This is a genomic window from Streptomyces sp. WZ-12, assembly GCF_028898845.1.
Lineage (GTDB): Bacteria > Actinomycetota > Actinomycetes > Streptomycetales > Streptomycetaceae > Streptomyces.
Genome location: NZ_CP118574.1, coordinates 5651908 through 5669626 on the forward strand (window position 1 = coordinate 5651908; position 17719 = coordinate 5669626).

Below are 17719 nucleotides of genomic sequence, written 5' to 3' on the forward strand. Positions count from 1 at the left end.
GGTTCTTCGGCTGCGCGGGCGTGGGAACTACGACGGGTGCGCCTGCACGCTGGAGGCCCGGTCAAAACACTGTGGGCGGCGAACGCGAGGTATGTCACGTGGAGCCGGTCCGGTCGGCGCACGTCAGAGGGGTGATGAGGCGCCGCGGCGGAACGGCCTGTTACAGGACTGGTACAAAGCCGAGTGGTCACCGCGGCATTCGGGCAATCAGCCTGTGTCCGGGGAAGAGGAGAGTGACGGTGGCGAAACCGCACCTTTTAGTCGCAGGCCCGTCGAAGGGTGCCCTTTCGCCGCAGGAGGTGGCACCCGCCGCGCGGTGCCGTGCGCGCGGTGGCCGGGCTCCCGGGCCCGGCGCGGGACCGCGGCGGTGGTCGTGATTGCTGGCGGGGTATCGGGGCGAGGGCGCCCCGGGAGGAGTGTGTGATGACCGACCGCGAAGGGGCCCGCTTCAGGCGCGGGCGGACCGCCCTGGTGGCCTTTGTCGTGGTGACCGCGCTGGCGGCCGGCGGGGTGTGGTTCAGCCAGGCGTCGGACCGCGCCTCGGCGGTGGACGCCGCGCCGCGGACCTCGGCCGTCCAGGACGTGAAGTCGGCCGCCGGGCCCACCGAGGGGCTGCCGGGCGTGCGGGACTGCGGGATCGGGGAGCCGGAGATCCGGCCCCGGGTGATCACGCTGACCTGTGCGGACGCCGGGATGGTGGCGACCGGGATCACCTGGGTCCGTTACGACGGTGAGGAAGCCGAGGGCCGGGGCGTGGTCCAGGTGGAGAAGACCGCGGCGGGCGTCGGGACGGACGCCGGGTACCGGGCGACGTTCCGGCTCTACGGCGCGAAGGAGGTCGACGGAGCGCGGGCCTTCACGGGCCTGGAGGTGACCTATGACGGGTCCACCCCGCTCGGCGACACGACGGAGATGTACAACCTCGCGTGATGGGCATTCGAGGCCGGATCGCCCTGGCCATTTCGGGTATGACGGCGCTCGCGGTGGTGGTGCTCGGGTTCGCCGTGCACCACATCGCGGACGCCGAGCGGGAGCGGTCGGCGCGGGCGTACCAGGACGTCCGGCTGAGCTCGGCGCTGACGATCTACGAGCGGGACGGGACGCTGGCGCTGGGCGCGCAGTTGGACGACGCGACGCTGCCGTCGCCGCTGCGGGAGGCGGTGTTCCGGGGCCGCTCGGGCACCTATCTGAGCGGCGGCGATGACCCGCGGGTGTGGGCGGCGACCGGGGTCGGCGGCGGCGACGCTGCCCGGCCGGCCCGCTCGCTGTCGGTGTCGGCGGCGTACCCGGACGACGATCCGGCGCAGGTGGCGCTGGACCGGGCGCTGTTGATCGCCGGATTCGGCACGGTCGTGCTGATGGCGGTGGTGTCGTGGTTCGTCGCGCAGCGGCTCTCGCGGCGGCTGCGGCTGAGCGCGGCGGCGGCCCGACGGATCGCGGCGGGCGAGCCGCCGGACGCGGAGGCGCTGGCCAGCAACGGCCGGGACGAGGTGGCCGAACTGGGCCGCAGCGTCCACCACATGGCGACGTCGCTGGCGGCGCGGGTGGAGGCCGAGCGGGAGTTCACCGCCGACGTGGCGCACGAGCTGCGCACGCCGGTGGCCGGTCTGGTGGCGGCGGCGGAACTGCTGCCGCAGCCGCGTGCGGTGGAGCTGGTGCGGGACCGGGCGCAGGCGATGCGACGGCTGGTGGAGGACCTGCTGGAGGTCTCCCGGCTGGACGCCGGGGTGGAGCGGGCGGACCTGGACGCCTGTGAGCTGCCGTCGCTGGTGCGCGGGATCGTCAAGCGGGCCGCGCGGCAGCGCGGGGTGGACGACCTGGCGGTGTCGGTGAGCGTCGAGGGCGAGCCGATGATCGTGGAGACCGACCGGCGGCGGGTGGAGCGGGTGTTGGTGAACCTGCTGGCGAACGCGGCCAAGCACGGCGAGCCGCCGATCGAGGTGGTGGTGATCGGCGCGCGGATCGTGGTGCGCGACCACGGACCGGGGTATCCGGCGGAGCTGCGCGCGGAGGGGCCGCGGCGGTTCCGCACCGCGGCGCCGGAGCGCGGCACCGGGCACGGGCTGGGGCTGACGATCGCCGCCGGCCAGGCGGAGGTGCTGGGCGCGCGGCTGGACTTCGGCACCGCCGCGGGCGGCGGCGCCGAGGCCGTACTGGAACTGCCGGACCGGGCCGCGACGACGGCACCGGAGACCCCGGAGGCGGCGACGGCGCCGTAGCGCCGGTCGCCGCCCGGCGGCCCGGTCGGGGCGTTACAGCCCCAGATCCTTGATGATCTTGGCGACGTGGCCGGTGGCCTTGACGTTGTACAGCGCCCGCTCGACCTTGCCGTCCTCGTCGACGATGACGGTGGAGCGGATCACGCCGGTGACCGTCTTGCCGTACAGCTTCTTCTCGCCGAAGGCCCCGTAGGCGGTCAGCACCTCCTTGTCCGGGTCGCCGAGCAGGGTGACCTTGAGCTCCTCCTTCTCGCGGAACTTCGCCAGCTTCTCCGGCTTGTCCGGGGAGATGCCGATGACGTCGTAGCCGTGGCCGGCGAGGAAGTCGAGGTTGTCGGTGAAGTCGCACGCCTGCTTGGTGCAGCCGGGGGTCAGCGCCGCCGGGTAGAAGTAGACGATGACCTTGCGTCCCTTGTGGTCGGCGAGCGAGATCTGCTTGCCGTCGGCGTCGGGGAGCGTGAAGGCGGGCGCGGTGTCGCCGGGCTGGAGTCGCTCACTCATGGCGGGTCTTCCGTCTCCTTGCGGTGGGGCTTGCGGATGGGCGTGGTGCGTCACCGACATTAGGCCAGCGCGGCGCCGCGGACTTCGCCGGTCGGCGGCGGGGCGCGGCCGCGGGGCGAAACGGGGGTGCTGTGGGGCGCACCCCGGTGGGAGCTGACAGACTGTCCTACACGAATCGGCACCTGATCGAGGTGGCCGGTTCCGTACGGGGCCCCGAGTCCGGCCTCCGTACCCATCGGCACGAGATGACGGAGGCGGCGCGGTGTCGGAAGCCAGGACCCCTGCGCAGATCGAGGCGGACATCGTCCGCAGGCGGCAGGATCTCGCCGGGACGCTCGACGAGATCGGCGTCCGGCTACACCCGAAGACGATCATGGATGACGCGAAGGCGAAGGCGTCGGCGGCCGTGGACCGCACCGCGGGCCGCGCCTACGTCGCCGTCAACCGCCTGGTCTCGGACGTGCGGGGCCAGTTGGTGTCCGAGGACGGTGCGCCCCGGCTGGAGCGGATCATCCCGGTGGCCATGATCGGCGTGGCCGTGGTGGGCCTGCTCGCCGCGGGTGCCAAGAAGCGCCGCAAGTAGCCCCGTTGGGGGCCGTCGCGGGTCCCTTCCGCCGTACCGGAAGCGGCCCGCGGTGCAGGGGTGCCGCCGTCGGACAGGTACGGTCATGCCGTGAGCCCGAATAACGCCAAGGACACCCACGACAAGCTGCCGATCCGGATGCTGCACGACCGCGTGCTGGTCCGGACGGACATCCCCGAGGGCGAGCGCCGCTCGTCCGGGGGCATCGTCATTCCCGCGACCGCGGCGGTCGGACGTCGCCTGGCCTGGGCCGAGGTGGTCGCGGTGGGGCAGAACGTACGGACCGTCGAGGTGGGCGACCGGGTGCTGTACGACCCGGAGGACCGGGCCGAGGTCGAGGTGCGCGGCGTGGCGTACGTGCTGATGCGCGAGCGCGACCTGCACGCCGTGGCCGCGGAGCGCCTGGAGGGCACGGACGACGCGACCGGCCTGTACCTGTAAGCACACACCGGCTCCCCCGCGGGTGGTGATCGCCGTCACCACCTGCGGGGGAGCCTTTTGCTAGCCTCGGGGACAACCCGACGAGACGCGCCGTACCGGGTCAGGACAAGACGACGCACCCCTGTTGAAGTCCATTCACGGAGGTGCCGTCATGGCATGGGTCCTGCTCCTCATCGCCGGCCTGTTGGAGGTCGGCTGGTCGATCGGCATGAAGTTCACCGACGGGTTCACCCGGCTCTGGCCGAGCCTCGCCACCGGCGCGGGCATCGTCGCCAGCATGGTCCTGCTCTCCTACGCCGCCCGCACCCTGCCGATCGGCACCGCCTACGGCGTCTGGGTCGGCATCGGCGCGGCCGGCGCCGCGGTGGTCGGGATGCTGGTGCTCGGCGAGCCGATGACCGCCGCGCGGATCTTCTTCATCTGCCTGCTGCTGGTGGCCGTCGTCGGGCTGAAGATGACCTCGGGCCACTGAAGGGGCACCGCCCGCGGTCGTCAGCCGCCGCCCCAACGCCGCGCCATCTCCTCGCCGTTGGGCGGGCCGAAGATCGGGAACTGCTCGGTGGGCTCGGCCGTCGTCGGCTGCTCGGTGGGGATCGGCGGGAGGGTCGGCTCACCGGTCGGCCCGGTGGGGGCGCCGGTCCCGGTCGGCGCCCCGGTGCCGGTTGGACCGGTGCCGCCGGTCGGACCGGTGCTCGACGAGGCCGAACCGCTCGGCGACTCCGAGCCGCTGGCGGACGGCGCGGCCGAGGTGGACTCCTCGGCACCGTCCTGGAGTTGGAGGTCGAAGTCGCGCACCGGCCGGCCGCGCAGCGCCGCGGCGGTGTAGTCGGCCCAGATCTGGGCGGGGAAGTCGCCGCCGTTGAGACGGGCCGTGCCGGCCGCGCCGTACAGCGGTTCCTGGGCGGCGGTCTCCGGGTGCTGGCCGAGGACCGCGACGACGGTGGCCAGTTCGGGGGTGTAGCCGGCGAACCAGGCGGCCTTGTCGTTCTCCGCGGTGCCCGTCTTGCCGGCGGCCGGGCGGCCGGCCCCTTGGGCGGCGGTGCCGGTGCCGCCGTCGACGACGCTGCGCAGGATCTGGGTGGTGGTGTCGGCCGCGGCCCGCCCGATGGCCGCGCTCTCCTCGCGCTCCGGCAGGTCGAGGGCGTCGCCGGCCTTGGCGACCTTGTCGACCAGCGTGTACGGCAGTTGCTTGCCGTGGTGCGCCAGCGTCGCGTAGACCTGCGCCATGTCCAGCACGCTGGGGGTGGCGGTGCCCAGCGAGATGGCGCCCTGGGAGGCGCCGAGGCTGGGCGTCTTGGCCGGGATGCCGAGCGACACCGCGGTCTTGCGGACGGTGTCCGGGCCGACGTCGATGCCCATCTGCGCGTAGACCGCGTTGACGGACTTGTCGGTGGCCTCGGAGACGGTGATCGGCCCGTAGGAGCGGTCGTCCTCGTTGCCGGGGGCGAAGCCGGTGGCGCGGCCGTGGCTGAGGGTCATCCGCTTGCTGGTGCCGTCGTAGACGGTGTTGGGGGTGATCGGGGCGCCGTCCTGGGTGACCGAGCCGTTGTCGACGGCGGAGGCGAAGACGATCGGCTTGAAGGTGGAGCCGACCTGGTAGTCGCGCCGGGTGGCGCCGTTGACGTACTGCTTGGCGTAGTCGATGCCGCCGTAGAGGGCGACCACGCGGCCGGTCGCGGGGTCGACGGAGGCGCCGCCGGCCCGGACGTAGCCGTCGACCCGGCGGCCGTCGCTGAGCCTGTCCATCAGCCGGGTCTGGACGGCCTTGACGAGGGCGTTCTGGCGCCGGTGGTCGATGGTGGTGGTGATGCGGTAGCCGCCGGCGCGCAGGGTGTTCTCGTCGAGCACGTTGTGGTCGGTGAGGTAGTCCCGGACCGCCTCGACGAGATAGCCGCGCTGGCCGGACAGGCCGGCGGAGGTGCGGGCCCGCTTCAGCGCGGGGAAGGACATCCGGGCGCGCTCGGCGCGGCTGAGCCACTTCTGCTTGACCATGCCGTCCAGCACGTAGTTCCAACGGGACACCACCCGCGGCCGGTTCTCCGGGTGGGCGGTGATGTCGTAGGCGCTGGGGGCGTTGAGGAGCGCGGCGAGGTAGGCGCCCTCGGCGGTGTTGAGCGCGTCGACGTTCTTGCCGTAGTACGCCTGGGAGGCGGCCTGGATGCCGTAGGCGTTGCGGCCGTAGTAGCTGGTGTTGAGGTAGCCCTGGAGGATGTCGTCCTTGCTCGCCTCGCGGTCCAGCTTGATGGCGATGAAGAACTCCTTGGCCTTGCGGGTGACGGTCTGCTCCTGACCCAGGTAGTAGTTCTTGACGTACTGCTGGGTGATGGTGGAGCCGGACTGCTTGCCCTTGCCGAGGACGGTGTTCCAGGCGGCCCGCAGCATCGCGGCCGGGTCCACCGCGGACTCGGTGTAGAAGTCCCGGTCCTCGGCGGCCAGTACGGCCCGCTGGACGTTCCTGGGGACGTGGCCGAGCGGCACGTTCTCCCGGTTCACGTCGCCGTCGCGGGCCAACTCCGTTCCGTCGGAGTAGAGATAGACGTTGCTCTGCGCCTTCGCGGCGCTGTTGGCGGGCGGGATGCCGACGAGGAGGTAGCCGGCGACCAGCCCGCCCACGACCACCAGCAGGAGGAGCAGGGCCGACCCCACCAGCCCCCGCCAGGTGGGCAGCAGCCGGCGCCAGCCGGTGCGCCGGGGGCGGGCGGTGGCGTCCTCGTCGGTGCCGTCGTGCTCGCCTTCGGTGCCGTCGTGCCGCGCGTCGTCGCTCATGTCTGTGTGACTCCTCGGCCGCCGCCGGAGGTCGTGCCGCGGCGGGGCGGTGTCGTGTCAGGGCCGGCGTCGTGCCGGAGAGGGTGCGGGTGGTACGTAGTGATATGCGGTGGGTCACGCGCTATGTCGGGAAACGCAGCTGACGCCCGTTAGGAAACTTTCGCACCATCTATTCCGGCCATCGGCGGTGGCGCGCACCCGCGTCCGCCCGGTGACCGGCTGAATGGCGCCCCTACCTCACCCGAACGGGCGATAAATCGATGGTGCCCGCCCCGGGCCCGCCCTAGGCTCTCGGGTTCCGCCGTCCGCACGACCACCGGACGGAACCGACCAAGAGCTGGGGGAGCGCGGCGTGTTGTACGTAGCCGTGGCGGCCGGCAGCTTCCGGCGGTACGCAACCTACCGCGCGGCCACCGCCGCGGGCCTCATCACCAACACCGCCTTCGGCTTCATCATCGCCTACACCTACCTCGCCCTGTGGAACCAACGGCCGCACCTGGGCGGCTACGGACCCGCGCAGGCGCTGACCTTCGCCTGGACCGGACAGGCGCTGCTGTCCGTCGTCATGATCGCCACCGGCGGCGTGGACGAGCTCCAGGACCGCATCCGCAGCGGCGACGTCGCGGTGGACCTCTACCGCCCCGCCGACCTCCAACTGTGGTGGCTCGCCGCCGATCTGGGCCGGGCCGGGTTCCAACTGGTCGGCCGCGGACTGGTTCCGGTGGCGGTGGGCGCCCTGGCGTTCCCGCTGGCGCTCCCCGACGACCCGCTGACCTGGGGCTGGTTCCTGCTGTCCGCGGCGCTCGGCGCGGTGGTCAGCTTCGGCCTGCGCTACCTCGTCGCGCTGTCCGCGTTCTGGCTCCTGGACAGCTCCGGACTGGCCATGGTCAGCGGCCTGTCGTGCATGTTCTTCTCCGGGATGGTGCTGCCGCTGCGGGTCTTCCCCGGCCACCTCGCCGACCTCGCCCAACTCCTGCCCTGGGCGGCCCTGCTCCAGGTACCGGCCGACGTCCTGATCGGCGCGCGGACCGGCGGAGCGCTGCTGCGCGGGCTGGCGTTCCAGGCGGCCTGGGCGCTCGCGCTGCTGGCCCTGGGGCGCCTGGTGCAGTCCGCCGCCACCCGCAAGGTGGTGGTCCACGGTGGCTGACGCACCGGACGGCCGGCTGCGCACCCTACGGCACGGCCTCACCGCGTACGGGCTGATCGCCTGGATGTGGGTGCGCTCCACGCTCGCCTACCGGACGTCGTTCGCCCTGATGACGTTCGGCAACTTCGCCGCCAGCGGGCTGGACTTCGTCGCCATCTGGCTGATGTTCTCCCGCGTCCACGCGCTCGGCGGCTTCGCCCTCCCCGAGGTCGCCTTCCTCTACGGCACCTGCAGCCTCGCGCTGGGCCTGGCGGACCTGCTGGTCGGCAGCCTCGACCGGCTCGGCGCCCGGATCCGCGACGGCACCCTCGACGTCCTGCTGCTGCGCCCCGCCCCGGTCTACGCCCAGATCGCCGCCGACCGGTTCGCACTGCGCCGCCTGGGCCGCACCTCCCAGGGGCTGTTGGTGCTGCTGTGGTCGATCGGCCACCTCGACGTGGCGTGGACCGCCGGCCGCATCCTGATGGTGCCGCTGATGGCGGTGTGCGGCACGGCGATCTTCGGCGCGGTCTACACCGCCGGGGCCGCCTTCCAGTTCTGGGCGCAGGACGCCGCCGAGCTCCAGAACTCCCTCACCTACGGCGGCAACGCCCTCCTGCAGTACCCGCCGACGGTGTTCGCCCGGGACCTGGTCCGCGGGGTCACCTTCGTCATCCCGCTGGCCTTCGTCAACTGGCTGCCCGCGCTGTGGGTGCTGGGCCGCCCCTACCCCCTCCACCTGCCGGGCTGGACCGCCTTCCTCGGGCCCGCCGTGGCCGCGCTGATGGTCGCCGGCGCCGCGCTGGCCTGGCGGCACGGCGTCCGCGCCTACCGCAGCACCGGCAGCTGAGCCACCCCAACGCACGGAAAAGGACAGGGAGTTGCGCATCATCGACCCGGGCACGGACCCGCTGATCGAGCTGACCGACGTCGAGAAGGTCTTCACCGTCCGCCGCCGGGCCGGCCGACTGCGCCGGACCCGGCACGAGGTGCGGGCCGTCGACGGCCTCACCTTCCGCGTCCCGCGCGGCGAGATGGTCGGCTACATCGGCCCCAACGGCGCCGGGAAGTCCACCACCATCAAGATGCTGACCGGCATCCTCGTCCCCAGCGGCGGCCGGCTCCGCGTCGCCGGCATCGACCCTTCCAAGGAGCGCGCCCGCCTCGCCCGCCGCATCGGCGTGGTCTTCGGCCAACGCACCACCCTCTGGTGGGACCTGCCCCTGAAGGACTCCTACGAACTGGTCCGCCGGATGTACCGGGTCCCGCCCGCCACCTACCGCACCCACCTCGCCCGCTGCATTGAACTCCTCGACCTGGCACCCCTGTTGGACGTACCGGTCCGCCAACTCTCCCTGGGACAACGGATGCGCGGCGACATCGCCGCCGCGCTGCTGCACGACCCCGAGGTGCTCTACCTCGACGAACCCACCATCGGCCTGGACGTCGTCAGCAAGGCCAAGGTCCGCTCCTTCCTGCGCGAGGTCAACGCCGAACGGGGCACCACCGTCCTGCTCACCACCCACGACCTCACCGACATCGAACAGCTCTGCCGCCGGGTGATGGTCATCGACCACGGCCGGCTCGTCTTCGACGGCGACCTCGACGGACTGCGCGCCGCCGCGGACGGCGAACGCACCCTGGTGGTGCACCTGGAACGGGAACTCCCGCCCATCGACGGCATCCCCGGCGCCCGCACCGTCCGCGTCGAGGGCGCCCGCCAGTGGCTGGCCTTCCCGGCCGTCCGCAGCGCCGCCCCCTTGGTCACCGAGGTCGCCGCCCGCTACCCGCTGGTGGACCTCTCGGTCCGCGAGCCCGACATCGAGACCCTGATCGCCGAGCTCTACGCCGGCGGCGGCGCGGCCCGCCGCACACCGGACGACGACGCCCCCGCCCGGCTCTAGGGCCCGACCCACCGGGCAAGCCCTAGTCTGTCCGTATGACTGACGAACGGCTTCCCCAGTTGCGCGCCTCCGACGCCGACCGCGAGCGGGTCGCCGAGATCCTGCGGGACGCCGTCGCCGAGGGGCGGCTGGACATGGCGGAGTTCGACGAGCGGTTGGACGCCGCCTACAAGGCCCGCACCTACGGGGAGTTGGAGCACCTCACCGCCGACCTGCCGGTCGGCGGTGCGGCCCCCGCCCCGCTGTCGCTGCGCAAGGAGCCCGCGCCGGCCGGCACCGGCACCGCCTGGGCCGGGCGGATCCGCCCGGACGCGGGCGGCGCCACCACCGGCATCGCGCTCCTGGGCGGCTTCGAGCGCAAGGGCCGGTGGACCATCGGCCGCCGCTTCGTCGCGATCTGCTGCATGGGCGGCGGCGAACTCGACCTGCGCGAGGCCCAGTTCGCCGCCCCGGAGGTCGAGATCAGCGTCTGGACGCTGATGGGCGGCGTCAACGTCATCGTGCCGCCCGGCATCGAGGTCGAGACCCGCGGAATGGGCATCATGGGCGGCTTCGACGCACGTGAGGACGGCGTGCCCGGCGACCCCGGCGCACCGCGGGTCATCGTCACCGGCCTGGCCCTGATGGGCGGCGTCAGCGTCGAGCGCAAGCTGCCCAGGGAGGAGCGGCGCCGCCTGAAGGACGAACGCAAGGAGGAGCGGCGCCGTCTGAAGGACGAGCGCCGGAACGGCCGGGAACTGGACTGACCGGGCCCGCCGCCGTCAGAGCGCCGCGGGCGCGGCCTGGCGGAGGTGGTCGACGTCCAGCGCGTCGGCCATCGCGCGGTAGCCGGCGTCGCTGGGGTGCAGATGGTCGCCGGAGTCGTACGCCGGCCTGAGCCGCAGCGGGTGCGCCGGATCGCGCAGCGCCCGGTCGAAGTCGACGACCTCGTCGAAGACGGTGCCGGAACGAATCTCCTGGTTGACCTGTTCGCGTACCTCGTTGAGCCGCCGGGAGTAGCCGCGGTGCCCGCCGAAGGGCGTGAGGGTGCTGCCGGTGACCCGCAGCCCGTGGCCGTGCGCCCGCCGCACCACGTCCCGCAGGCCCGCCACCACCTTCTGCGGGTCCAACTGGCGCGGGGCCTTGAACAGGTCGTTCACGCCGATCTCCACCACCACCGCCTTCACCCCCGTACGGGACAGCGCATCGCGGTCCAGACGGGACAGCAGGCTCGGCCCGTTGGTGGGGGAGAGCGGGTTTCCGTCGGTCAGCAGGCGGTTGCCGCTGATGCCGGCGTTCAGCACGCCGTAGCGGGGCGCGCCCGGCTCGTCGCGCAGCCGGGCGGCGAGGAAGTCCGTCCAGCGGTGGTTGGCGCCCGGGGTGGAGGTGATCCCGTCGGTGATCGAGTCACCGATCGCCACCACCGCGCCGCGCGCCCGGGTGCTCCACACGTCCACACCGGTCAGATAGCGCCAGTACGGGCTCTGCTCGGTATAGGCGGTGCCGGTGGCGTCCTCGGTGCGGTCGCCGCGCGCCAGATAGGACGTCTGGCGGGCGTACGGGTGGTAGGTCGCCGGCCCGGAGGGGGCCGGGGAGTACGTGGTGACCAACAGGTCGGCGTTGCCGGGGACCGTCAGCCGGACCGGGTCGCTGGTGATCTCGCCGCCCACCGGGATCGTCACCGCCGGCTTGCCGTCGAAGGTCAGCCGGCGCATCGAGCCGGCCGTGGCGATCGGGGCGCCGCTGCCGGCCGACAGCGCCAGCGAGGCGTGGCTGAGCGGCAGCGGGCGGGTGCCGTAGAGGTTCGACAGCCGGATGCGGGCACTGGAACCGCCGACGCTGGTGTGCACGACGTTGCGGATCGACATCTCCGCGTAGCCGTCCTGGGTGCCGGGCTCGGCCGACGCCACCGCCGCCGACCAGGTGCCGACCCAGCGCCCGGAGACCGCCGGCGCGGCCGACGTCCGCGGCTCGTGCGGAGCGCCGACCAGGGGGCCGCGGGTGCCGCCGAAGCCGACGAATATTCCCGCCGAGATCAGCACCACCACCGCCACCAGGCCGGCGAGCAGGGCGTATCCCACACGTCTGGTCATGCCGGAGGCGTCTCCCGGGGGCTTAGGCGGAGCTGCGCGCTCCGGGCGGATGCGGGCGGCGGGACGCTCGGGACCGGTCCGCTCCGTCCGGACGCGAGAGGCCCGGCGAGCGGTGGCGCCGGCGCGGTCCGGCCGGGGGGCCATGATCCCACGGACCCCCCGGGGGCCGCCCGCCGCCCTGGACGCCGGGAACTCGTTGCCCGCTCCCCGAGTAGGGCACTGTGGGACACATACGGGCGTACGGCCGGTGCGGACGGATCCCGGCAACCAACGGGATCCGTCCGCGCGGACGGACCGGACGGCCTACGGAAGGCGGGGGAGACGGTGGGAGTGGTGGAGCGGATGGAACACACCCAGGCGGAGGCGGCGCGGACGGCGGAGCCGGTGCCCGCCGGCGGCGCCCCGGGCACCCGGACGGTGTCCGGCGGCCTCGGCGGGAGCGCCGCCGACGCGGAGAAGCGGCGCGGCGTCCGCCGGATGAAGGCCCTGGCGACCGGGCTGCTGCTGGCCGTCGCCCTGGTGTACGCGCTGGCCAAGTGGGCCGGCGCGGCCGGCGCGGGCGGCTGGACCGGCTATGTCGCGGCGGCCGCCGAGGCCGGCATGGTCGGTGCGCTGGCCGACTGGTTCGCGGTCACCGCCCTGTTCAAGCGGCCCCTGGGCCTGCCCATCCCGCACACCGCGATCATCCCGAACAAGAAGGACCAACTCGGCCAGAGCCTCGGTGACTTCGTCGGGGAGAACTTCCTCTCCGGCGAGGTCGTCCGCCGCCGGCTGCGCTCGGTCGGCGTCGGCGCCCGCCTCGGCCGCTGGCTCGCCGAACCCGGCAACGCCGACCGGGTCACCGCCGAACTGTCCACCGCGCTGCGCGGCGCGCTGACCGTGCTGCGCGACTCCGACGTCCAGGCGGTCGTCGGCGAGGCCATCACCCGCCGCGCCGACGCCGCCGAGATCGCGCCCGGCATCGGCGCCCTGCTGGAGAAGGTCGTCGACGAGGGCGGCCACTCCCGGGTCGTGGACCTGGTCTGCACCCGCGCCCACGACTGGCTGGTCGACCACGCCGACTCCGTCCTCGCCGCGGTCTCCGGCGGCGCCCCCGGATGGACCCCCCGGTTCGTCGACCGCAAGGTCGGCGACCGCGTCTACAAGGAACTGCTCCGCTTCGTCGCCGAGATGCGGGACATGCCCGACCACCCGGCGCGCGGCGCGGTGGACCGCTTCCTGACCGACTTCGCCGCCGACCTGCGGTCCGACCCGGCCACCCGCGAGAAGGTCGAACGCCTCAAGTCCGAGGTGCTGGGCCGCGGCGAGGTGCAGGACCTGATCGCCTCCGCGTGGGGCGCGGTCCGCGCGATGATCGTGGCCGCCGCCGAGGACGAGCGCAGCGAACTGCGGCTGCGGGTCCGCTCGGCACTGCTCTCCCTCGGCGGCCGCCTGGCCGCCGACGAGCGGATGCGCGACAAGGTCGACGGCTGGCTGGAGGGTGCCGCGGTCTACGTCGTCACTACCTACCAGAGCGAGATCACCGCCCTGATCACCGACACCGTCGCCGGTTGGGACGCCACCCACACCTCCCGCAAGATCGAGGCCCACATCGGCCGCGACCTCCAATTCATCCGCATCAACGGCACGGTGGTGGGGGCGTTGGCGGGCCTGTGCATCTACGCCATCTCCAACGTGTTCGGCTGACGTCGGGCTTTTTCCCCACGTTGGTGGCTGTCCCGCCGCGCGGGTTGCTGTGTTTTGCGCCTTGCGGCGCGGGCCGGTCCGCTGCCGGTCCGCTGCGCGGGGCGGGTCGAGTTGTCTGGTCCGCTTGCGCGGGGCGGGTGGGGTTGTGGTCCGCTGCGCGGGGCTTTTGGGGTGCGGTGACGGGCCTGCGGGGTGGGTGTGCAGGACTGCTTCGCTTTACGTCCTGCACACCCACCCCTCCGGCCCGTCCCCTCCCGTTGGGGGTGGGGAAAAACGGTGGGTGCCACGTCCTCTCGGTGGGTCAACTCGGGCCGCTGGGTTGAGTGGTGACCGTCAGAGGATGTGTGAGCGTGAGCGGTGACCGTCAGAGGGCGCGTGAGCGTGAGCGGTGACCGTAAGAGGACGAGTACGCGTGAGCGCGCGTGGTGACCGTCAGAGGACCACTCAGGACCAGCCCCATCCCAGAGAAATCCACCCCTCAACGGGAGGAGACGGGCCGGAGGGGGTGGTGTGCCAGACGTAAAGCGAAGCAGTCTGGCACACCACCCCCGGAGGCCCGTCACCGCACCCAACAGCCCCGCGCAGCGGACAACTCAACCCGCCCCGCGCAGCGGACAACAACTCCATCCGCCCATCGCAGCGGCACCGCGCAGCGGACATGTCGGCCCGTCACCGCAACCCAACAGCCCCGCGCAGCGGACAACTCAACCCGCCTCGCCCCGCGCAGCGGACCGGCATCGCCCGCGCCGCAAGGCGCACAGAGCAGCACCCCGCGCGGCGGGATAGCCAACAACGTGGGAAGCAGCCCAAGCGCAGCGACTAGGCTCGGCCGACGTGCGAATTCCGACCCACGGCGGGAAAGCCGAAAACGTGGGGCGCAGGCCGAGCGCGACGAGACGGCGTCCTGCGCTGCTCTGGCTGCTGCTGCCCTATGTGCTGTTCCTGGTGGTGCTGCCGCTCGTCAACCGGGTCACCCCGACCGTCCTCGGCCTGCCGTTCCTGTTCTTCTGGATGCTGCTCGCCACCCTGCTGACCCCGCTGGCGGTCTGGCTGGCGCGCCGCGGTGACCTGCGGCGCGGCCACGGCCGGGGCGAGGCGCCGACCGGGGGTCGCGCGTGAACGCCACCGTCGCCACCGCGATCTTCGCCGGGTTCATGGTGCTGACCGTCGCCCTCGGGCTGCTCGCGGTCCGCGGCCGGGGTGCCGGCGGCGGGCTCACCGAGTGGTCGGTGGGCGGCCGGAGTCTGGGCACCGTCTTCATCTGGGTGCTGATGGCCGGCGAGAGCTACACCAGCTTCAGCTACCTCGGCGCCGCCGGCTGGGGCTACAACTTCGGCGCCCCCGTCCTCTACGTCCTGGCCTACATGTCCTGCGGCTACGCGATCGGTTACGTCGTCGGCCCGATGCTGTGGGCCTACGCCCGCCGCCACGGCCTGGTCGGCATCACCGACATCGTCGCCCACCGCTACCGCCGGCCCTGGCTCGGCGCCGCCGTCGCCGTCCTCGCCACCGTCTGCCTGTTGCCCTACATCCAGCTCCAGATCACCGGCATGGGCGTGGTCGTCTCGACCCTCTCCTACGGCGCGATCAGCCTCAACTGGGCCTATTTCATCGGCTTCGCGGTCACCACCGCGTTCGTCGTCGTCAGCGGGCTGCGCGGTAGCGCCTGGGTGTCGGTCCTCAAGGACATCCTGGTCATCGTCACCCTCGGCTTCCTCGCGGTCTACGTGCCGCTGCACTACTTCGGCGGCTACGGCCCCTTCCTGGACCGGATCGTGGCCGAGAAGCCGCAGTGGCTGACCTTCCCCGGCCACGCCTCCGGCGGCCTGGGCCAGTCCTGGTTCATCACCACCACGGTCATCAACTCCCTTACGGTGGTGATCTTCCCGACCACCGTGGCCGGTTACCTGAGCGCCCGGAACGCCGACGCGCTCCGCCGCAACGCCATGTATCTGCCCTTCTACAACGTCCTGTTGTTCGTGCCGATGCTGCTGGGGCTGGCGGCGCTGTTCGTCGTCCCCGGCCTGGCCGGCGCCGACTCCAACCTGGCGCTGTTCAAACTGGTCGTGGACTCCCTGCCGGCCTGGGCGGTCGGGGTGATCGGGGTGGCCGCCGCGCTCTCCTCGATCGTGCCGATGGCGATCTTCATGCTGGTCATCGGCACCATGTGGGGACGCAGCGTGCTGGGCGCCGTACCGAAGCTGGCGTCCCGTCAGAAACTCTGGTCGCAGGTCGTCGTGGTCGCCGCCGGCGGCCTGGCGCTGCTCCTCACCTACACAGCCCCCAACACCCTGGTCCGCCTCTCCCTGATCTCGTACGAGGGCATGGCGCAACTGGTGCCGATGCTGCTACTGGGACTGGTGTGGCGGCGCCTGACGATGTACGCGGCGGTGAGCGGCCTGGCGGCCGGCTTCGCCCTGGTCTGCGTCCTGGTCTTCGGCGGCCATGACCCGATCTGGGGCATGAACGCGGGCATCGTCGGCCTCGCGCTGAACGTGGCGGTCGCCCTCGCGGTGACCTGGCTCGGCCCCCGGGAGCGTTCCGACGACCGCCCGGACGCCGAAGTCCTGGCGCTGGACGACGAGTTCCCGAGGGCCGAGAGCGCGGCCGGGGTCGGGCCCGGGGTGTCCGTGGGCTGACCGGCCCGCGCCCTCTCGTCCATCGGCCGCCGTGGTGCCGGGCTCCCGTCCGGCACCACGGCGGCCGCCCCGTCACCGCCACGTCGCCCCGTCACCATCAAGAGTGAATCTCCGAACGGACGATCGTGATCGCTCGTGCGTGCGGTTACTCTTGAACGGACGGTCGGACCGACGGCCGCTGAGGCGTCGGTCGAGATGCGCGGGGGAGCGCGGAAGGGGGGACGCCGGATGTTCCGCATCGCAGATGCCTGGCGGCTCTACACCAGCGCGCTGTTCTTCCTGCTCGCCGGACTCCTGCTCGCGCAGACCGGATTGACCACGACGTTGGCCGCCGCCGCGACCACCGCCGCGGTGCTGCTGCTGTGCAGCGCCCTCGCCCTGGCCGCCACCGCCCGCCCCGTACCACCGGGCCGCATACGCACGGCCATCCGCGACCGAGAACGCCGCACGGCCTTCCTGCCCCAACGCGACCCCGACGCCGCGGGCCGCCCGCGCCCCCGAGCTCCCGGCCGCGCCCTCCCGACGGCCGCGTAGCCGCCCCGACGCGTTTCCGTACGCCGCACACGCACAAGTTGCGCGTACGCGGAGCTGCACGGACACGCAGTACCGGACGCCTCCGGACGTCCATCCCGTACTGCTCCTGCGTCGGCGCGGGTCCGCGCGGTTCGTCATGCCGTCTTCCTCTTCCTTCGGCACGACGAGACCCGTGGAGGGCTCAGCCATGTCCGTTTTCACCATCCTCGGCGGGGCGTTGGAACGCGCCGCCGAGGTCGTCGAACCGCTCTTCGGCGGCGCGGCCACCGCGGCCGTCATCGTCCTGTTCACCCTCGGCGTCCGCGCCGCCCTGCACCCGCTCGCCCGGGCGGCCGCCCGCGGTGAGAAGGCCCGCGCCGCCCTCGCCCCTCAAGTCGCCGCCCTCCAGCGCAAGTACCGCGGCGACCGCGAGCGGCTCCAGCAGGCGACGGCCGACCTGTACGCCAAGAACGGCTCCTCGCCGCTGGCCGGTTGTCTGCCGACGCTGCTCCAACTCCCGGTCTTCTTCGTGATGTACCACCTCTTCTCCACCGGGAGCGGCACCCTGCTCAGCCATACGCTGCTGGGCGCCCCGCTCGGCGGGACCTGGCGCCGGGCGCTCGCCGACGGCGGGGTGGCCGGACCCCAAGGGCTGGTCTACCTCGCGCTGTTCGCCGTCATCGCGGCGGTGGCCACCTGGAACTACCGGCGCGCCCGGGCCGCGGCCGCCGCGGCCCCGACCCCCGCGGCGAACACCGCGACCCCCGGTACGGGCGCCCTGAACAAGCTGATGCCGCTGCTGTCGTTCGGCACCCTGATCACCCTCGCGGTGGTGCCGCTGGCCGCCGGGCTCTACGTGGTGACCACCACGACCTGGACGGCCTGTGAGCGGGCCCTGCTGCACCGGGACCGCACGCCGGGCACCCGGCGGAAGGCCGTACGGGGCAACGTCGTTGAGCCGGACCGCGGCGTTGTTCGGGGAGCCCCGGACGCGACGCAGGGTCCGCAGGAGACCCGGGACGTCCAGGAGAAGCCGGCGCCGTCGGCGCCCTCCCCCCTCGCGCCGTCGCGGTCGGGCGGTCCGAAGAGCCGGGCCGCGCGCCAGCGGGCGGCCCGGGCCCGGGCCAACACCGTGGCGCGGCAGTCCCGGTCGGGTAAGCCGGCCGGCGGGGACCGGGGCGGAAAGGGCTCCGGACCGATCGTTACTACCCCGCAGTAACGGTCCAGTCCGTGAACGGGGTCTTGCGGAGTGGACCCCGTTCTTGGACG

The 17719-nt window shown here is 72.9% G+C and carries 17 protein-coding genes and 1 riboswitch; of the genes, 14 read left to right on the forward strand and 3 right to left on the reverse strand.

All coding sequences use genetic code 11. From position 1 onward, the window contains the following. The first annotated feature begins 423 nt into the window (after positions 1-423). Both PV796_RS24470 and PV796_RS24475 read left to right on the forward strand, forming a co-directional pair. A complete protein-coding gene (locus PV796_RS24470; RefSeq protein WP_274915522.1) occupies positions 424-930 on the forward strand; it encodes a hypothetical protein in 507 nt (168 codons plus the stop codon). Further along, positions 930-2219, forward strand: a complete 1290-nt coding sequence (locus PV796_RS24475) for a sensor histidine kinase (RefSeq protein ID WP_274915523.1) — start codon at positions 930-932, stop codon at positions 2217-2219. Before PV796_RS24470 ends, PV796_RS24475 begins: the two co-directional genes overlap by 1 nt. A 33-nt stretch (positions 2220-2252) precedes the next feature. On the opposite strand, the gene bcp is transcribed toward PV796_RS24475, so the two are convergent. Continuing rightward, a complete protein-coding gene (gene bcp, locus PV796_RS24480) occupies positions 2253-2720 on the reverse strand; it encodes a thioredoxin-dependent thiol peroxidase (protein ID WP_274915524.1) in 468 nt (155 codons plus the stop codon). A 262-nt stretch (positions 2721-2982) separates the two neighbouring features. On the opposite strand from bcp, the gene PV796_RS24485 reads away from it, so the two are divergent. The 3 genes from PV796_RS24485 (at position 2983) to PV796_RS24495 (ending at position 4216) form a co-directional block, all read left to right on the forward strand. Further along, positions 2983-3303, forward strand: coding sequence for a DUF3618 domain-containing protein (locus tag PV796_RS24485; protein ID WP_274915525.1), 321 nt, complete (start codon positions 2983-2985; stop codon positions 3301-3303). A 138-nt stretch (positions 3304-3441) separates the two neighbouring features. Beyond that, complete coding sequence (locus PV796_RS24490; protein ID WP_274919216.1) at positions 3442-3744, forward strand: GroES family chaperonin; 303 nt, start codon at positions 3442-3444, stop codon at positions 3742-3744. 58 nt (positions 3745-3802) lie between these two features. After that, positions 3803-3864, forward strand: a riboswitch (guanidine-III (ykkC-III) riboswitch). 31 nt (positions 3865-3895) lie between these two features. Continuing rightward, the gene (locus PV796_RS24495; protein WP_274915526.1) at positions 3896-4216 is read left to right on the forward strand and encodes a DMT family transporter; all 321 of its coding nucleotides are present in this window, start codon (positions 3896-3898) and stop codon (positions 4214-4216) included. A 20-nt stretch (positions 4217-4236) separates the two neighbouring features. Here the strand turns inward: PV796_RS24495 and PV796_RS24500 are convergent, their stop codons facing one another. Beyond that, a complete protein-coding gene (locus PV796_RS24500) occupies positions 4237-6510 on the reverse strand; it encodes a transglycosylase domain-containing protein (protein WP_274915527.1) in 2274 nt (757 codons plus the stop codon). A gap of 352 nt (positions 6511-6862) precedes the next feature. On the opposite strand from PV796_RS24500, the gene PV796_RS24505 reads away from it, so the two are divergent. The 4 genes from PV796_RS24505 (at position 6863) to PV796_RS24520 (ending at position 10286) form a co-directional block, all read left to right on the forward strand. After that, positions 6863-7657, forward strand: a complete 795-nt coding sequence (locus PV796_RS24505) for an ABC transporter permease (RefSeq protein WP_274915528.1) — start codon at positions 6863-6865, stop codon at positions 7655-7657. 64 nt (positions 7658-7721) lie between these two features. Beyond that, positions 7722-8486: an ABC transporter permease gene (locus tag PV796_RS24510; RefSeq protein ID WP_274919217.1), complete on the forward strand. Its 765-nt coding sequence runs from the start codon at positions 7722-7724 to the stop codon at positions 8484-8486. Between the two features lie 31 nt (positions 8487-8517). Then, a complete protein-coding gene (locus PV796_RS24515; RefSeq protein WP_446750627.1) occupies positions 8518-9540 on the forward strand; it encodes an ABC transporter ATP-binding protein in 1023 nt (340 codons plus the stop codon). A gap of 35 nt (positions 9541-9575) precedes the next feature. Continuing rightward, positions 9576-10286: a DUF1707 SHOCT-like domain-containing protein gene (locus PV796_RS24520; RefSeq protein ID WP_274915529.1), complete on the forward strand. Its 711-nt coding sequence runs from the start codon at positions 9576-9578 to the stop codon at positions 10284-10286. Positions 10287-10301: 15 nt separating this feature from the next. Here PV796_RS24520 and PV796_RS24525 read toward each other — a convergent pair whose 3' ends face one another. Next, positions 10302-11612 (reverse strand): SGNH/GDSL hydrolase family protein, encoded by a 1311-nt coding sequence (locus PV796_RS24525; RefSeq protein ID WP_274915530.1) that lies wholly within the window; start codon positions 11610-11612, stop codon positions 10302-10304. Between the two features lie 342 nt (positions 11613-11954). On the opposite strand from PV796_RS24525, the gene PV796_RS24530 reads away from it, so the two are divergent. The 5 genes from PV796_RS24530 (at position 11955) to PV796_RS24550 (ending at position 17669) form a co-directional block, all read left to right on the forward strand. Further along, a complete protein-coding gene (locus PV796_RS24530; protein ID WP_274915532.1) occupies positions 11955-13298 on the forward strand; it encodes a DUF445 domain-containing protein in 1344 nt (447 codons plus the stop codon). Between the two features lie 834 nt (positions 13299-14132). After that, a complete protein-coding gene (locus PV796_RS24535; RefSeq protein WP_274915533.1) occupies positions 14133-14417 on the forward strand; it encodes a DUF3311 domain-containing protein in 285 nt (94 codons plus the stop codon). Next, on the forward strand, positions 14414-15937 hold the full coding sequence (locus PV796_RS24540) for a sodium:solute symporter family protein (RefSeq protein ID WP_274915534.1): 1524 nt from the start codon (positions 14414-14416) through the stop codon (positions 15935-15937). Before PV796_RS24535 ends, PV796_RS24540 begins: the two co-directional genes overlap by 4 nt. Positions 15938-16165: 228 nt before the next feature. Then, entirely contained in the window at positions 16166-16471 is a 306-nt protein-coding gene (locus PV796_RS24545; RefSeq protein WP_274915535.1) for a DUF6412 domain-containing protein, read from the forward strand. Between the two features lie 187 nt (positions 16472-16658). Continuing rightward, positions 16659-17669, forward strand: a complete 1011-nt coding sequence (locus PV796_RS24550; RefSeq protein ID WP_274915536.1) for a YidC/Oxa1 family membrane protein insertase — start codon at positions 16659-16661, stop codon at positions 17667-17669. Positions 17670-17719 lie beyond the last annotated feature (50 nt).

Excerpts from the sequence above, each read along its gene's own strand:
- PV796_RS24470 (WP_274915522.1), top strand. The coding sequence starts at position 424 with ATGACCGACCGCGAAGGGGCCCGCTTCAGGCGCGGGCGGACCGCCCTG.
- PV796_RS24475 (WP_274915523.1), top strand. The coding sequence starts at position 930 with ATGGGCATTCGAGGCCGGATCGCCCTGGCCATTTCGGGTATGACGGCG.
- bcp (WP_274915524.1), bottom strand. The coding sequence starts at position 2,720 with ATGAGTGAGCGACTCCAGCCCGGCGACACCGCGCCCGCCTTCACGCTC.
- PV796_RS24490 (WP_274919216.1), top strand. The coding sequence starts at position 3,442 with ATGCTGCACGACCGCGTGCTGGTCCGGACGGACATCCCCGAGGGCGAG.
- PV796_RS24495 (WP_274915526.1), top strand. The coding sequence starts at position 3,896 with ATGGCATGGGTCCTGCTCCTCATCGCCGGCCTGTTGGAGGTCGGCTGG.
- PV796_RS24500 (WP_274915527.1), bottom strand. The coding sequence starts at position 6,510 with ATGAGCGACGACGCGCGGCACGACGGCACCGAAGGCGAGCACGACGGC.
- PV796_RS24510 (WP_274919217.1), top strand. The coding sequence starts at position 7,722 with ATGTGGGTGCGCTCCACGCTCGCCTACCGGACGTCGTTCGCCCTGATG.
- PV796_RS24520 (WP_274915529.1), top strand. The coding sequence starts at position 9,576 with ATGACTGACGAACGGCTTCCCCAGTTGCGCGCCTCCGACGCCGACCGC.
- PV796_RS24525 (WP_274915530.1), bottom strand. The coding sequence starts at position 11,612 with ATGACCAGACGTGTGGGATACGCCCTGCTCGCCGGCCTGGTGGCGGTG.
- PV796_RS24530 (WP_274915532.1), top strand. The coding sequence starts at position 11,955 with ATGGAACACACCCAGGCGGAGGCGGCGCGGACGGCGGAGCCGGTGCCC.
- PV796_RS24545 (WP_274915535.1), top strand. The coding sequence starts at position 16,166 with ATGTTCCGCATCGCAGATGCCTGGCGGCTCTACACCAGCGCGCTGTTC.
- PV796_RS24550 (WP_274915536.1), top strand. The coding sequence starts at position 16,659 with ATGTCCGTTTTCACCATCCTCGGCGGGGCGTTGGAACGCGCCGCCGAG.